Source organism: Microbacterium sp. ZW T5_56 (genome assembly GCF_044987425.1).
Lineage (GTDB): Bacteria > Actinomycetota > Actinomycetes > Actinomycetales > Microbacteriaceae > Microbacterium.
Map to the genome: position 1 here is coordinate 76290 of NZ_JBJDRI010000015.1, position 14366 is coordinate 90655.

15 protein-coding genes are annotated in these 14366 nt (G+C 68.4%); 10 read left to right on the forward strand and 5 right to left on the reverse strand.

From position 1 onward, the window contains the following. Nucleotides 1-33 precede the first annotated feature (33 nt). From aztB to ACI3KU_RS09320, 6 genes are all read left to right on the forward strand, one after another. Complete coding sequence (aztB, locus tag ACI3KU_RS09295) at nt 34-921, forward strand: zinc ABC transporter permease AztB (RefSeq protein WP_404922031.1); 888 nt, start codon at nt 34-36, stop codon at nt 919-921. After that, the gene (locus tag ACI3KU_RS09300) at nt 918-2114 is read left to right on the forward strand and encodes an ABC transporter (protein WP_404922032.1); all 1197 of its coding nucleotides are present in this window, start codon (nt 918-920) and stop codon (nt 2112-2114) included. Before aztB ends, ACI3KU_RS09300 begins: the two co-directional genes overlap by 4 nt. Before the next feature lie 26 nt (nt 2115-2140). Next, nucleotides 2141-3019 (forward strand): zinc ABC transporter substrate-binding protein AztC, encoded by an 879-nt coding sequence (gene aztC, locus ACI3KU_RS09305; protein ID WP_404922046.1) that lies wholly within the window; start codon nt 2141-2143, stop codon nt 3017-3019. A gap of 21 nt (nt 3020-3040) precedes the next feature. Then, a complete protein-coding gene (gene aztD / locus ACI3KU_RS09310) occupies nt 3041-4273 on the forward strand; it encodes a zinc metallochaperone AztD (RefSeq protein WP_404922033.1) in 1233 nt (410 codons plus the stop codon). 131 nt (nt 4274-4404) lie between these two features. Beyond that, nucleotides 4405-5229: an inositol monophosphatase family protein gene (locus ACI3KU_RS09315; RefSeq protein WP_404922034.1), complete on the forward strand. Its 825-nt coding sequence runs from the start codon at nt 4405-4407 to the stop codon at nt 5227-5229. Further along, nucleotides 5229-5792, forward strand: coding sequence for a hypothetical protein (locus ACI3KU_RS09320; RefSeq protein ID WP_404922035.1), 564 nt, complete (start codon nt 5229-5231; stop codon nt 5790-5792). Before ACI3KU_RS09315 ends, ACI3KU_RS09320 begins: the two co-directional genes overlap by 1 nt. A gap of 139 nt (nt 5793-5931) precedes the next feature. Here ACI3KU_RS09320 and ACI3KU_RS09325 read toward each other — a convergent pair whose 3' ends face one another. The 5 genes from ACI3KU_RS09325 to ACI3KU_RS09345 all read right to left on the reverse strand — a co-directional run bounded on the left by ACI3KU_RS09325 (nt 5932) and on the right by ACI3KU_RS09345 (nt 10635). Next, nucleotides 5932-7416: a hypothetical protein gene (locus ACI3KU_RS09325; protein WP_404922036.1), complete on the reverse strand. Its 1485-nt coding sequence runs from the start codon at nt 7414-7416 to the stop codon at nt 5932-5934. Further along, complete coding sequence (locus tag ACI3KU_RS09330; protein WP_404922037.1) at nt 7413-8027, reverse strand: ATP-binding cassette domain-containing protein; 615 nt, start codon at nt 8025-8027, stop codon at nt 7413-7415. Before ACI3KU_RS09330 ends, ACI3KU_RS09325 begins: the two co-directional genes overlap by 4 nt. Before the next feature lie 111 nt (nt 8028-8138). Next, nucleotides 8139-9377 carry an MFS transporter gene (locus ACI3KU_RS09335; RefSeq protein WP_404922038.1) on the reverse strand — a complete coding sequence of 413 codons (1239 nt, stop codon included), beginning with the start codon at nt 9375-9377 and terminating at the stop codon, nt 8139-8141. Further along, nucleotides 9374-9808, reverse strand: coding sequence for a MarR family winged helix-turn-helix transcriptional regulator (locus ACI3KU_RS09340; RefSeq protein WP_404922039.1), 435 nt, complete (start codon nt 9806-9808; stop codon nt 9374-9376). The genes ACI3KU_RS09335 and ACI3KU_RS09340 overlap by 4 nt, the downstream gene beginning before the upstream one ends. A gap of 38 nt (nt 9809-9846) precedes the next feature. Beyond that, nucleotides 9847-10635, reverse strand: coding sequence for an IclR family transcriptional regulator (locus ACI3KU_RS09345; RefSeq protein WP_404922040.1), 789 nt, complete (start codon nt 10633-10635; stop codon nt 9847-9849). Between the two features lie 114 nt (nt 10636-10749). Here ACI3KU_RS09345 and ACI3KU_RS09350 point away from each other — a divergent pair, with 114 nt between their 5' ends. The 4 genes from ACI3KU_RS09350 to ACI3KU_RS09365 all read left to right on the forward strand — a co-directional run bounded on the left by ACI3KU_RS09350 (nt 10750) and on the right by ACI3KU_RS09365 (nt 14032). Next, a complete protein-coding gene (locus ACI3KU_RS09350; RefSeq protein WP_404922041.1) occupies nt 10750-11520 on the forward strand; it encodes a CoA transferase subunit A in 771 nt (256 codons plus the stop codon). A gap of 1 nt (nt 11521) precedes the next feature. After that, nucleotides 11522-12169, forward strand: coding sequence for a 3-oxoacid CoA-transferase subunit B (locus ACI3KU_RS09355; protein ID WP_404922042.1), 648 nt, complete (start codon nt 11522-11524; stop codon nt 12167-12169). 222 nt (nt 12170-12391) lie between these two features. Next, on the forward strand, nt 12392-13576 hold the full coding sequence (locus tag ACI3KU_RS09360) for an acetyl-CoA C-acetyltransferase (protein WP_404922043.1): 1185 nt from the start codon (nt 12392-12394) through the stop codon (nt 13574-13576). A gap of 18 nt (nt 13577-13594) precedes the next feature. Beyond that, nucleotides 13595-14032, forward strand: coding sequence for a GNAT family N-acetyltransferase (locus ACI3KU_RS09365; protein ID WP_404922044.1), 438 nt, complete (start codon nt 13595-13597; stop codon nt 14030-14032). Nucleotides 14033-14366: the final 334 nt, after the last annotated feature.

A 14366-nucleotide genomic window follows, 5' to 3' on the forward strand; every position in this document is an offset into this window, starting at 1 on the left:
GGTTCTCATTATCAACAACGAAAGCGGTGTGGCGTGGCCTGGTTGCTCGATCCCCTGTCTGCTCAGTTCCTGCAGCGGGCACTCCTGGGCGGAGCGCTTGTGGCGGTTGTCTGTGGCATCGTGGGCACCTGGGTGGTGATTCGCGGGATGGCCTTCCTCGGAGAGGCGATCGGTCACGGCATGCTGCCGGGCGTCGCGATCGCCACGGTCACCGGGGCTCCGGTTCTGCTGGGTGCCGCTCTCGCGGCCGCCGTCATGACCGCCGCCGTGGGTCTGCTGCAGCGCCGGGGACGTCTCTCGTACGACACGAGCATCGGCCTGCTGTTCGTGGGGATGCTCTCACTTGGCGTGATCGTCGTCTCCCACTCGCGCAGTTTCGCAACCGACGCGACCGCCCTGCTCTTCGGCGACATCCTCGCCGTGGGAATCGCGGACCTGATCCCGCTCGTCATCGCGGCCGCCGCGACCGTCCTGCTCGCGGTGGTCTTCCATCGGTCGTTCGTGGTCACCGCGTTCGATCCTCGGATCGCCCACGTCCTGGGGCTGCGGCCTGCGCTCGCCCACGTCGTACTGGTGGGCCTCGTCACGCTGGCCGTGGTTGCGTCCTTCCCGGTGGTGGGCTCGCTGCTGGTGGTCGGCCTGCTCCTGGCGCCGGCCGTCGCGGCGCGGCCGTGGACCCGTACGATCCCCGCCACGATGCTCATCGCCGCCCTCTTCGGCATGCTCGCCGTGATCGTCGGGCTTCTGATCTCCTGGCACCTCGGAACGGCCGCGGGAGCGTCGATCGCCCTCACCGCGGTGCTGCTGGCGTTCCTCTCCGGCGCTGCTCGCGCGAGGCTTCGCCGCCGCGGAACGAGCCAGATCGTCGTGCGCACGCAACCGGCGGCTCCCGTCCACGCACGAATCGAGGTGATCGCATGACGCGTCGGCTCGTGCAGCTGCCGCGTCGCGCGGTTCTCGCCTCGACCGTGCTCATGTTGGCGATGATGATCACGGCGTGCTCAGCGGGCACCACATCCGCCGAACCCAGCGGGACACCGGGAAGCGGCCACGGAGCGATCGTGGGAGCAGTCGAAGCCGCCGAACCGCCCCTCCAGCTCCTCACCGTGGATGCCGACGGCGCAGCGGGGGTTCTCGACCTTCTGGATGGAACCACCGCGCGAATCGACGGCGTCGCCCGTCCGGAGGCGCTCGCGACCGACGGCCGGTACGTCTTCATCTCCACGGTGGGCGGGGTGCAGATCGTGGATTCCGGAGTCTGGAGCTGGGACCATGGCGACCACTTCCACTACTACCGCGCCCCCGCGCGAGTGATCGGCCTGATTCCCGGAGCCGGCCCCGCGACGGTCACGACCGGACCGCTGTCGACCGCAGGCTCCACCGCGATCGTGTTCTCTGGCGGTGCCGAGGCGGTCGTACTGGATAACGCAGCCCTCGCACGCGGAGAGATCGTCGAGAGATTTCGCGTCGATGCGGCCGCCCCCGTCGTCGTGGCCCCTCTCGGAGACGGCGCGGCCATCGCCCGAGGCGGACGCCTGGACATCGTTGGTGCCGCCGGCGAGACAGTCACCACCGGCACCGGGTGCAGGACACCGTCAGGCTCCATCTCGACGCGAGCCGGTGTCGTGATCGGGTGCGCCGAGGGAGCGATGGTGATCGCCTCGGCGGACGCACCGCCGGAACTCGTTCCGTTTCCGGGCGGCGCGCCGGCACTAACCGATTTCGACGGGCGTAAGGGACGTCCGACGGTGGCAGCGATCGCGCCCGACGTCGGCTTCTGGCTTCTTGATGCCCGCGCGCGCAGCTGGGAGCTCGTGCCGAGCCCCACTGCACTGGTGCGCGTGGTCGCCGTGGACGATACGGACGATCACGTCGTCGCCCTCGATGCGGACGGCCGGGTACGGGTGTTTCGCGACTCAGCCGAGGCGGCCGTGACAGAGCCGCTGACGGCGGATCCCGCGGGTTCGTCACTCGTCGTCGACGGGCAACGTGCCTACCTCAACGACGCGGCCACGGGTGTCGTGCACGAGATCGACTACGCCGACAACGCGCGGATCGCCCGCGCACTGGAGACGCCGACCGCCCCCACCTTCTTCGCGGAGGTGGGACGGTGAGGCGCCTGCTCATCACGCTCGCCGCGATGACCATCGCCCTCACGGGATGCTCGTCGGAGGCGAGGGAGGATCGCCCTCGGATCGTGGTGACCACGAACATCCTGGGCGATGTCGTTCGCAACCTGGTGCAGGACGAGGCCGAGGTCGCGGTGCTCATGAAGCCGAACGCCGACCCGCACTCGTTCGAGCTCTCCGCTCAGGAGGCAGAGATGCTCCACGACGCACAGCTGGTCGTGTCCAACGGTCTCGGGCTGGAGGAGGGGCTGCAGCACAACCTGGAGGAATCGATCGCTGTCGGCGTCCCGCAGTTCATTGCGGGCGATGTCATCGACGTTCTGGCCTATGCCGGCGACGGCCCAGGCGCCGGGAAAGCGGACCCGCATTTCTGGACCGATCCGGCACGCGTGATCGACGTCGTGGATGCACTGGGACCGGTGTTGATTGACACCGTCGGGCTGCCGGAAGCCGAGGTTGCGGCCAACATCGCGTCCTATCGTGACGAGCTCGTCGACCTGGATGCCGCGATGACGGACGAGTTCGCGACGATCCCCGCGGAGCGGCGTGCGCTGGTGACGAATCACCACGTCTTCGGATATCTCGCCGAGCGCTTCGACTTTCGTGTGGTGGGCGCGATCATCCCGGGCGGGACGACCCTCGCGGCCCCCAGCGCCGCCGACCTGCGTGACCTGACGAGCGCGATCGCCGCCGCCGGCGTGCGCACGATCTTCGCCGAATCGTCGCAGCCGGACCGTCTTGCTCACGTGCTCGCGTCGGAAGCCGGCCTCGACATCGAGGTGCGCGAGCTGTTCACCGAATCCCTCACCGAACCCGGTGGCGGAGCCGAAACCTACCTCACGATGATGCGCGTCAACACCGATCGCATCACCCACGGCCTCACTCGCTGAGGCCTGACAAGAAAGAAGAAAATGCACAGTAAACACTCCACGCGCGTCGCGGTCGCGGCGCTCGGAGCAACCCTGATCACGGCACTCACGGCCTGCGCCGGAACGGCATCGGCAGAATCCGCGCCCGTCACGGCGACGCCCGCCGCCACAGAAGCGACCGATCACGCGGACCACGCGCACGAGACAACGGGTCGGGTCGTCGTTACGTATGAGAACGGGATCGCGGTGCTTGACCCCCACACGCTGGAGACCCTGGCTGAGATCCCCACCGAGGCGTTCACACGGGTCAACTCCTTCGGGGACGGGCGGACGGTGGCCGTCACCACCACCGAAGGCTTCCGCTTCCTCGACACAGTTGAAGGTGTGCTCTCCGATCCGCTCGTTGCCGCAACCGCCGCCGGACACGTGGTGGTGCACGACGGCAAGACCGTGCTGTTCGACGATGGCACGGGAACCACCACCGTGTTCGATACGGCGGCATTCGACGCCGGCTACGACACGCTTCCGGAGTCGACCGGCCACACTGCGCCGGCCGCGCACCACGGCGTCTCGATCGTGCTCTCCGACGGGACGCTGCTCACCACGGTGGGCGACGACAGCGGGCGCACGGGTGCCGTCGCGCTCGCCCCGAAGGGGGACAGCTGGGAGCAGATCGCGATCACTGATCAGTGCCCCGGTATCCACGGTGAGGGCACCGCGCAGAATGAGACCGTCGTGTTCGGCTGCGAGGACGGCGCGCTGGTCTACTCGCAGGGTGCGTTCCAGAAGCTGACGGCGCCGGATGCATACGGCCGCATGGGCAACGCCTTCGTGTCGGAGACGAGTCCCATCGTCGTCGGCGATTACAAGAACGATCCCGACGCCGAGGGCTACCTGCTCGAAGCCGTGACGCTGATCGACACCGCGACGGGTGGCTTCCGGGTCGTCGACCTGCCCGCCGAGGTGCGCTACACGTTCCGTGACATCGCTCGGGGCCCGGACGATCTGGCGTACATCCTCAGCACAGATGGTCAGATCCACGTGCTCGACCCGGTGAGCGGCGAGATCGTACGCGCCTTCTCCGTCGTCGCTCCATGGCAGGGCCCGGCGCAGTGGCAGGATCCGCACCCCGCGATCAGGGTGGACGGCGACATCGCGTATGTGACCGAACCCGCTGCTCGCGCCGTGCATGCCGTCGACCTCGCCACTGGTGAGACGATCGCGACCACCACGCTCGATCACGCCCCCAACGAGCTGGCTGTCGCCGCCGACTGACCCCCGTTCGGTCAGCCGCGCACCATCACGTGCGCCACCGCCCGGAGACCCGTCGATCCTGTGTGAACACTGGTGCATTGCACAGCCGATCGGCGGGTATCCGCGCGGCACTGACGGGTAGGGTGAGAACCGTGACTGCGTCTGCGACCCCCACCACACCCGCGTCCGAATCCGAGGCGTTCGCCGCCGACCTTCGTCTGGCGCTCCGCCTCGCCGATGCCGCGGATCGCGTGGCGATGTCGCGGTTCGATTCCGCCGATCTGGACGTGCAGGCCAAGCCAGACGCCACCTTCGTCACCGATGCGGACATCGCCACCGAACGCGCCATTCGGGGCATCCTCGACGCGGAGCGGCCGGAGGACGGCGTCCTCGGCGAGGAGTTCGGCGTCAGCGGAACCTCGTCGCGACAGTGGATCATCGATCCGATCGACGGCACCCACAACTACCTCAAGGGCATTCCGATGTGGGGTGTGCTCATCGCGCTCGCGGTTGATGGCGTGCCGCAGGTGGGCGTCGTCAGCCAGCCCGCGCTCGGGCGACGGTGGTGGGCCGCCACCGGTCACGGCGCGTGGACGGCCACGGCGGAGGGTGATCGCCGGCTCCACGTCTCGGATGTCCAGGACATCGAGCGCGCCAGCGTCAGCTTCCAGAGCATCGCACAGTGGGACGAGGTCGGTCGCGCCGACGACCTGCTGCGTCTGACGCGGGCCGTCTGGAGAGACCGTGGCTACGGCGACGTCTGGCCCTACATGCTTCTTGCCGAGGGGCGACTCGAATTCGTCGCGGAGTTCGATGTCAAGGAGTACGACATCGCGGCGATCGTGCCGATCGTCCGCGAAGCGGGCGGTCGGATCACCGACATCGATGGCGTCGACTCCATTTCGTCGCGTTCCGTGCTGGCGACCAATGGGGCACTGCACGAGCCGTTCCTCGACCTCCTCGGAAGCGCCGATTGATGGCGGCGCGGTTGCTGCGTGTCGGTGTCATGCTGGCCGCCGCTGCGGTGCTCGCGGGATGCGCTCCCGCCGCGACGGTCGGCGCGCCCGCCGCGACCCCTCCGGCTTCGAGCGACCCGAGCGCGACGGCGCCGGGATCGAGTGAACCCCCCGCCGAACCCGTCGAGCTGACATGTGAATCCATGCTCTCTGCGGGCCTGGTGGCCGGATACGCCGCGCAGGGCTGGACCGCCGTCAGCAATCCGCTCTACATCGGCTCGACGCTGATTCCCGACGGCATGTCGTGCACGTGGGGCAACCACGCCGGCGAAGGTAACGACATCGCGCAGGTGTTCGGCTACGGGACGCTGACGCCCGAGCTGGCGACACAGGCGCAGGCCGACCTCGCGGCCCAGGGGTGGACCACGGAGGAGGACCCCTCGGGGGTGCTCGTCACCGAACCCCGCGACGGCGCCCTCATCACGGACGCCGACGGCTACGGCATGAGCTACCTCTTCGGTGAGGGATGGGTTCGGCTCGCGGACACCCGTGAGGCTCTGATTCTCGTCGTCTGGCCCCGCTGATTCGAGGCTCGTCCGTCAGTGACGGCTCGGACTGCGCTCACGCGTGAAGTGTTGACTGTCGTCGTGCAGACGCGCCCGGCAACCCGAGCCGCGCCGAACCCCTTCGGCACCGCTGGCATTCCGCGCCCCCGCGCGGCCTCTACCGGCGCAGTCGTGCGGTGCGCCAGCGTGAGGCGGCGTGCAGGACAACCGCGGCGAAGATCGCGGCACTGAGCAGGGGAATGGTCGCGGTCAGCCCGACAGCTGCCGTCGCGAGCACCGGTCCGAGAGTCCAGACCACGCGGTTGGCTGCTGCCATGTCGCCGAACGGCGTGACGATCGGTGCGAGCATCGCCACGGGCAGCGGCGGCTTTCGTGCATCCGCCACCCGCGCGGCGATCGCCGCCGCACCGAGCATCGCGACTCCCAGGATCCCCGTGACAGCGACGATCCCCGCGATTACCAGCGCTCCGGTAACGACGACCGCTGCGAGCAGGACGGCAGCGGGGGCGAGAAGATGCAGCGCCAGGAGCGCGAGCGGCGATGCCCCGTACAGCGCCGGAGCGTCGGAGGCCTCGGCGGCGAGCCGCACGCCGTCGGTGAACGGACCTGCGGCCGCGTAGATGATCACCGCGCCGGGCACGGCCAGCCATCCCATCCCTGGTAGGGACAGCGCGAACATCCCCAGCACCGCAGCGCACGCGAGCCCCACCGCGGCGACGACCAGACGCCCCGGAGTGCGCGTCCACCCCACCACGTCGCGGCGAAGGAAGCGCAATGGCAGTCCGCTCCACCCGGGTGCGCCAGTCACAGCGCGCCGTCGCCGGCCGGAATACGGCAGGCCGCGCGTAACATCCGCTACCATCGCCGTGTCAAGCATCACCGCACCGTCGATCGCGCTTTCGCGTCGTTGAGCCGTGCTCACGAGAGCCGCCGAGTGCAGAGAATTCAGCAGCGCCGGGATCGTGATCAGTGCGACGATCGCGACCACCGCGGCCACGGCGATCGTGGCCATCCACAGATCGCTGCCCGCGGAAGCGAGCGGCGGCGCGGGAACGAATCCGATCCCGACGGCGGCGCTGATCAGCGCAGCACCGATCAGCGGCGCTGCGCGCGGAAAGCGCTGACCTGCAAGCGCGGAGACGCCCGCGGTCGCTCCGAGGAAGACTCCCACGACGGTCCATGCGATCGCCGGCACGAGCGGCAGTTCGCCGGCGGACACGAGCGGCCAGGCCCAGGCGGCGGCAGCCACGCCGATGATCGCGCCGCCGGCGGCGCAGGCGCGCAGCACCGGGCCGCCGAAAGCGCCAACGCGCGAGAACGGCGAGTCCGCGAGGATCGCGGTCAGCAGGGGGGTTCGAGCGGCTGGTCCTGCGGTGGCTCCGATGATCAGCGCGAGACCCACGGCGAGCAGGCCCGCCGCCGAAACAGCGCTGACCTGTGCTGCCGCCCGCATCGGCAGCACGGCCGGATCGACGAGCAGAACCCACACGGCGCGCACGGCTGGCGCGGCCACCACCAGGACGACCAGAACACCCAGGTACCCGGAATAGAGGTGGTCGCCGACGGTCCGCTCGCGGCTCCGTGCGCGGCGGAGGACCGACCGGAGGCGCGCGGTCATCGGATGAGCGCTGGAGCTGTTCATGCCGCGATCCTCACGACGACATCTGCGGCCGCCTCGACGTCGTCATCGTGGCTGGCGATGAGGAACGTTGTGCCCGCCCGTCGGCGCTCGTCGATGTTCGTGATGAGCCGGCGTCGACGCTCGTCATCGAGGCGCTGCTCCGGCTCGTCCAAGATCACGATCTCCGCAGGGCGGATCCAGGTGGTGGCCAGATGAAAGAGACGTCGCTGCCCGCTGGAGAGTTCGTGCGGGAACCGCGTGGCCAGCTCCTCGATGCCCCAGCGAGCGAGCTCGGCATCGGCCGCGTCCTCCGGGGCGGTCGCAGCCCAGGTGAGCGCGATGAGGGTCAGCTGTTCTCGCACCGTGAGATCACGCGCGACGGGCGGCGGGTCCAGCAGGGCGGCGACCCGTGTGCGAAATGCGCGCGAGCGATCGTCGGCTTCCTCGTGAGCCACTCGCACCGATCCCTGCGTGGGACGACGCCGCCCCGCAACCAGGGTGAGCAGTGTGGTCTTCCCGGAGCCGTTGCGTCCGCGCAGGACGCAGACGCTCCCGCTTGGGACATCGAGGTCGGTCGGGGGAAGGAGGGTGATCCCGTCCAGGGTGACGGTGGCCTGCTCCGCGGTGATCATGCTTCCATGCTGTCATCGGCCGCCCTCCGGCGTCCGCGCCGGTGCGGTGCGGCGCGGTTCTGAACCGACGACGCCCCTGACGGCGACTCCGCCAGGGGCGTCGTCCCTGCCTCAGTTCGCGTCGCCGATGGCGACAGCCTCCGCCTCCTCGACGGTGTCGGCACCGCGCATGTCCACTCGAGTGAGGCGAGAGCGTCCGAATACGAGCACCAGCGCGGCGATGATCACCACGACTCCGGCGAACACGTAGGGGAGCCAATCACCGGCAACGCCGGCGAGCGCGGCCGCCAGCGGGGGAGCTGCCGCACCGCCGAGGAAGCGCACGCCGGAGTATGACGACGATGCCACCGCGCGAGGGAGATCGGTGGCCTCCATGACGGCCTCGGTGAGGGTCGTGTTGACGATACCGAGCAGGAGACCGCCGACGACGATCACCGCGATGAGTCCGGTGGAGCTCTGAATGGCCAGCGCTCCGGCGGCCAGATCGATCGCCAGCAGCACGAACGTGGTGATGAGCACCGTGGTGCGGCGGAAGCGCTCCAGCAGGCGCGGCGCGAGCCACACGCTGGTGATGGCGAGCGCCAGACCCCAGCCGAAGAACACGTACCCCATCTGCATCGTCTCGATGCCCAGCGCGCTCAGCACGAGCGGGGAGAAGGCCAGCAGGATGAAGAAGCCCATGTTGTAGAACAGGGCGGCGATGGCGAGCAGGCCGAGCGCGGGCTGGGCCAGGGCTCGGAAGGGAGCGCCGATGCTCACCGGTTTCGGCTTCTCCACATCGCCGCGCAGCATGGTGATGATCGCGATGAAGGCGACCGCCATGAGGATCGCGACGCCGGCGAACGGGCCGCGCCATCCGTAGAGGTGCCCGAGCAGTCCGCCGAGCAGTGGGCCGATGGCGATGCCGACGCCCAGTGCGGCCTCGTAGAGGATGATGGCCGCCTCACTGCCGCCGGCTGCGGCACCCACGATCGTGGCGAGTGCGGTGGAGATGAACAGGGCGTTGCCCAGCCCCCACCCGGCGCGGAAGCCGATCACGAGATCCACCGTGCCGCTGAGCGAGCACGCGAGGGCGAACGCCACGATGACGGCCAGGCCGATCAGCAGCGTCATCTTCGCCCCGATGCGGCTGGACACCCAGGAGCTGAAGAACATGACCACACCGGTCACGGCAAGGTAGCTGGTGAACAGCAGCTCGGTCTGCACCGGGCTAGCCTGCAGATCTGTGGCGATCGAGTTGAGGATCGGGTCGACCAGGCCGATGCCCATGAAGGCGACGACCGAGGCGAAGGCGACCGCCCAGACGGTGACGGGCTGTTTGAGGAGGGACTGCTTGTGGGCAGTACTCATCGATGGGACTCCTGAGTTGATGCGATGCGGGAGGCGAGGATCTCGGAGGCGCGGCGAAGCGTCTCCCAGTCTTCGTCGGGGAGATCAGCGAAGAACGGGCTGAGGGCCTCACCGAGCTGCGTCTGCCAGGCTTCGAGCGCGCTGCGCCCGTCGGGGGTGACGGAGATGAGGTGCGCGCGGGAGTCGGACGGATCCTCTTCGCGCGCCAACAGGCCGGCTTCGGTCATCGTGCCGATGAGCCGGGTCATGCCCGGCTGAGTGACGCGGCTGAGACGGGCCAGTTCGCCGATGCGCTGCGGGCCTTCGCTGATGAGGATCGCGAGGGTGCGCCACTGTGCGGCGGGCGTCTCGTTCTTCGTCGTGACAGCCGCGATGCGGCCGAGCGCGGTGGCCGCACTGACGATGCGGACGATGTCCTGCGTGTTCCTCATGCCTAAATCATACCAGAGATATATAACTCAGGTATGGATTATGGACGCGGACGGCTGGCCAGGATCCCCGTGAGCTGGTGTGCGTGGGACAGCAGCGCGCGTCCCAGCATGGGCAGGCGGTCAGCTCCGAACCGGAACTGCACGCCCGTGAGGCTCAACGCCCAGGCCGGACGACCTTCGGAATCGAACACGGCGGCGCCGATCCCGTAGCTGCCCTCCACGATCAGGCCCGGATTCAGGGCGTAGCCGCGATCACGCGTCTCGGCGATGCGCGCTCGCAGCTGGGCGATGCTGTGCGCGGCGCCGTAGCGTTCGCGAAGATCGCTCGCCGAGCTGAGATATGCCTCGCATTTGTCCGCAGGCAGGAACGCCAGAATGGCGAGCCCGGCGGATGCGACGCCGAGCGGGAAGCGGACGCCCTCGCTCAGCACGAAGCTGCGGATCGGGAAGCTGCCATCCTCGCGCACGAGGCAGACGCTTTCGTCGCCTCGGCGGACGGAGAGGAACGCGCTCTCTTCGGTGCGTGCCGCAAGCGATCGCACGACGTCGCGGGCGAGCGCCGGCACGGAGTATCGAGCGGCTGCGACGGTACCCATCAGGTAGAGTTCGGGGCCGGAGAGCCACGCGCCGGTCTGCTCATGACGGTCCACGAGTCCCTCGACCTGGAGGGCGGACAGCAGACGATGCGTCGTCGATCGAGTGAGGTCGGCGGCATGCGCCACGTCGGAGACGCTGATTCCGTCGTCCCCGGCCGCGGTGACGAGGCGAAGCAGGCGTGCCGCTCGTGCGATCGCCTGCGTTCCGGGGATGACTCTCTCCGTGTTCATAATGTGGACATTAGCGTCCAAAACGTCCACATGGCAGGCGGCGCTCTTCCGCCGCGGCTGGCACGGGCGCACTCTGGAGGGGTCGCGGTTGGCGGCGTGAGGCAAGGAGGCCCGGTGATCGACAAGCAGGTGCCGTCGGCCGCGGAAGCGGTAGCGGATATCACGGACGGTGCGAGTATCGCGGTCGGCGGATTCGGGCTCTCCGGCAATCCGATCGCCCTGATTCAGGCACTGCTCGATCAGGGGACCTCCGAGTTGAGCGTCGTGTCGAACAACTGCGGCGTCGACGACTGGGGCCTCGGCGTGCTGCTGAACGCGCACCGCATCCGCAAGATGACCTCGTCCTATGTGGGGGAGAACAAGGAGTTCGAGCGTCAGTTCCTCACGGGCGAGCTGGAACTCGAACTGACCCCACAGGGGACGCTCGCTGAGAAGCTGCGCGCCGGCGGCGCCGGGATCGCGGCATTCTTCACGCAGACCGGGGTGGGAACGCAGGTCTCGGAAGGTGGACTTCCGCGCCGCTACAACGCGGACGGCAGCATCGCGGTGGCATCTCCCGCGAAGGAGGTGCGGGTGTTCGCTCCGAACGGCGTCGAGCGCGAGTATGTGCTGGAGGAGGCGATCACAACGGACTTCGCTCTCGTCCATGCGCTGGTCGGCGACCGCCACGGAAACCTCGTGTTCCACGAGGCCGCCCGCAACTTCAATCCGCTGGCCGCCATGGCGGGGCGGATCTGCATCGCGCAGGTGGAGCGTCTGGCGGAACCCGGGGACATCGATCCCGACGCCGTGCACCTTCCGGGCATCTACGTCCACCGCGTGCTCGAGGTGGGCACCGACATCGAGAAGCGCATCGAGCGCCGCACGGTCCGAGGAGGGAACTGACATGGCGCTCACACGCGAGGAGATGGCAGCGCGCGCCGCACGCGAGCTTGCCGACGGATCCTACGTGAATCTCGGCATCGGGCTCCCGACGCTGGTGCCGAACTACGTCCCGGACGACGTCACCGTGGTGCTCCAATCGGAGAACGGGATCCTCGGCGTCGGCCCCTACCCGACGGCGGAGGCTGTCGACCCCGACCTCATCAACGCCGGGAAGGAGACGGTGACAGTCCTTGCCGGGTCGAGCTTCTTCGACTCGGCCACGAGCTTCGGGATGATCCGCGGAGGCAAGATCGATGCCGCGATCCTCGGGGCGATGCAGGTGTCCGCGACCGGCGACCTCGCCAACTGGATGATTCCGGGGAAGATGGTCAAGGGCCCCGGTGGCGCGATGGATCTGGTGCATGGTGCCGCACGGGTGATCGTGCTGATGGAACACGTCGCCAAGGACGGATCGGCCAAGATCGTGGACTCCTGCACGCTGCCGCTGACCGGTCGAGGTGTGGTGGATCGCATCATCACGGATCTCGCGGTGATCGACGTCACTGCCGAGGGGCTCGTGCTCGTGGAGCTGGCGCCGGGGGTGTCGGTGGGGGACGTCGTCTCGGCGACGGAGCCTCGGCTCATCGTGCCTGCGGGGCTGGAGGGTTGAACACGTGCGTGAGCGGTCTCTGTGGTCTGAACGTGTGTTGGTCTGAAGTTGTGTTGGTCTGAATCGCTGTTGGTCTGAATCCGCGTTGGTCTGATTGCCTGTTGGTCTGAAGTTGTGTTGGTCTGAACTCTGTTGGTCTCAATCCGCGTTGCTCTGAATCGCTGTTGGTCTGAATGTCTGTCTGTCTGATCCCTGTTCGCCTGAGTCCGTGAGGATGGAATCATGAACCCCACCGATGTCGTCATCGTCGCCGCCGCACGCACCCCGCAGGGGCGTCTCAAGGGTCAGCTCGCGGCGTTCACCGCTCCGCAGCTCGGGTCGTACGCGATCCGGGGCGCGCTGGAGAAGGGCGGCATTCCCGCTGCGGCCGTCGACGCCGTGATCATGGGCCAGGTTCTCGCCGCCGGATCGGGGCAGAACGCAGCGCGGCAGGCCGCGGTCGGTGCAGGTCTCGGCTGGAACGTCCACGCCTCGTCCGTCAACAAGGTCTGCCTGTCGGGCCTCACGGCGGTCATCGATGCTGCTCGCATGATCCGCGCGGGCGACGCCACGGTTGTGGTGGCTGGCGGCATGGAGTCGATGACCCGTGCGCCGCACCTGCTGATGGGCTCGCGCGATGGGTGGCAGTACGGGAGCGTCGAGGTGCTGGACCACATGGCGTTCGACGGCCTCACCGACGCATACGATCGCGAGAGCATGGGCCTGTCGACCGAGCGCCACAACCCACGTTTCGGTGTGGATCGTGAGGCGCAAGATCGCGTTGCGATGCTGTCGCACCAGCGTGCCGCAGCGGCTGCCGAGTCCGGTGTCCTCGCCGACGAGCTCGTGATCGTCGAGGTTCCTCAGCGCAAGGGCGAACCGGTGCAGGTAACCGCAGACGAGGGTGTTCGTCCTGCCACGACGATGGAGACCCTGGGCGGGCTGCGTCCCGCTTTCAGCGCGGACGGGCAGATCACGGCGGGCAACTCGTCCCCGATCTCCGACGGAGCCGCGGCTCTCGTGCTGACGTCTCGCGAGCACGCCGCGGCGCAGGGCTGGCCGATCCTCGCTGTGGTCGGGGCGAGCGGACAGACGGCCGGGCCCGACAACTCCCTTCAGCTGCAGCCCGCTGACGCGATCGCGAAGGCGATGTCGAAGCAGGGGATCACGGCGGATGAGGTTGACCTGTTCGAGATCAACGAGGCGTTCGGTGCCGTGGTCGCGGCGTCGCAGCGTGCACTTGGCGTCGACGAGGACAGAGTGAACGTCCACGGCGGCGGCATCGCGATCGGACACCCGATCGGAGCCAGCGGCGCGCGGCTGGTCGTTCACCTCGCGCACGAACTCGCGCGGCGCGGCTCGGGCACCGGCGCCATTGGTCTGTGCGGCGGCGGGGGACAGGGCGAAGCGCTCATCCTCACGCGCTGAGGTGCCTATGCTGAGGGCATGGTGCAGATCCGTGCGGTGTCTCTGATCGATGAGCCGGTCTGGCGTGAGCTGTGGGCGGGATACCTCTCGTTCTACGAGACCGAGATCGATGAACCTACCACGGCGTCGACATTCGCCCGCATTGTGGATGGGCGCCACATCAACGGCGCGATTGCCTGGGAAGGCGACACCGCCGTCGGGCTCGTCCACTGGCTCACGCACCCTGCGACCTGGTCGGTGCGTCCTTACTGCTATCTCGAGGATCTGTTCGTCTCGCCCGAAGCGCGCGCCGGGGGCGTGGGAACGGCATTGATCGAGCACGTGACGACCTGGGCGCGCTCGAACTCGTGTCACAAGGTGTACTGGCTCACGGCTGAGGGGAACACCACGGCTCGGTCGCTGTACAACCGCGTCGCACGAGACACGGGATTCGTGCAGTACGCCATCACACTCTGAGCCGGCGTGCCTGAGGCGCGGTGCCGGTGCTGCGCTGGTGCGGCGACGGAAGCGGGGGCGCCGTCGCTGTGGCTCGGGTGCAGAGGCCGGCGTCGCTGTTATTGAGGTGCTGAGGTGCTGAGGTGCTGAGGTGCTGAGGCTGAGGTGCTGAGGTATCGGTGCTGGGTCGGCACGCCTGATGCTGGTGCTGGTGCTGGTGCTGGTGCTGGTGCTGGTGCTGGTGCTGGTGCTGGTGCTGGTGCTGGTGCTGGTGCTGGTGCTGGTGCTGGTGCTGGTGCTGGTGCTGGTGCTGGTGCTGGTGCTGGTGCTGGTGCTGTTGCTGTCTCTTATGCAC

Coding starts and splice junctions, on each gene's coding strand:
- aztC (WP_404922046.1), top strand. CDS start 2,141: ATGACCATCGCCCTCACGGGATGCTCGTCGGAGGCGAGGGAGGATCGC.
- ACI3KU_RS09340 (WP_404922039.1), bottom strand. CDS start 9,808: ATGAGGAACACGCAGGACATCGTCCGCATCGTCAGTGCGGCCACCGCG.
- ACI3KU_RS09345 (WP_404922040.1), bottom strand. CDS start 10,635: ATGAACACGGAGAGAGTCATCCCCGGAACGCAGGCGATCGCACGAGCG.
- ACI3KU_RS09300 (WP_404922032.1), top strand. CDS start 918: ATGACGCGTCGGCTCGTGCAGCTGCCGCGTCGCGCGGTTCTCGCCTCG.
- ACI3KU_RS09355 (WP_404922042.1), top strand. CDS start 11,522: ATGGCGCTCACACGCGAGGAGATGGCAGCGCGCGCCGCACGCGAGCTT.
- ACI3KU_RS09330 (WP_404922037.1), bottom strand. CDS start 8,027: ATGATCACCGCGGAGCAGGCCACCGTCACCCTGGACGGGATCACCCTC.
- ACI3KU_RS09365 (WP_404922044.1), top strand. CDS start 13,595: ATGGTGCAGATCCGTGCGGTGTCTCTGATCGATGAGCCGGTCTGGCGT.
- aztD (WP_404922033.1), top strand. CDS start 3,041: ATGCACAGTAAACACTCCACGCGCGTCGCGGTCGCGGCGCTCGGAGCA.
- ACI3KU_RS09325 (WP_404922036.1), bottom strand. CDS start 7,416: ATGAACAGCTCCAGCGCTCATCCGATGACCGCGCGCCTCCGGTCGGTC.
- ACI3KU_RS09320 (WP_404922035.1), top strand. CDS start 5,229: ATGGCGGCGCGGTTGCTGCGTGTCGGTGTCATGCTGGCCGCCGCTGCG.
- ACI3KU_RS09360 (WP_404922043.1), top strand. CDS start 12,392: ATGAACCCCACCGATGTCGTCATCGTCGCCGCCGCACGCACCCCGCAG.
- ACI3KU_RS09335 (WP_404922038.1), bottom strand. CDS start 9,377: ATGAGTACTGCCCACAAGCAGTCCCTCCTCAAACAGCCCGTCACCGTC.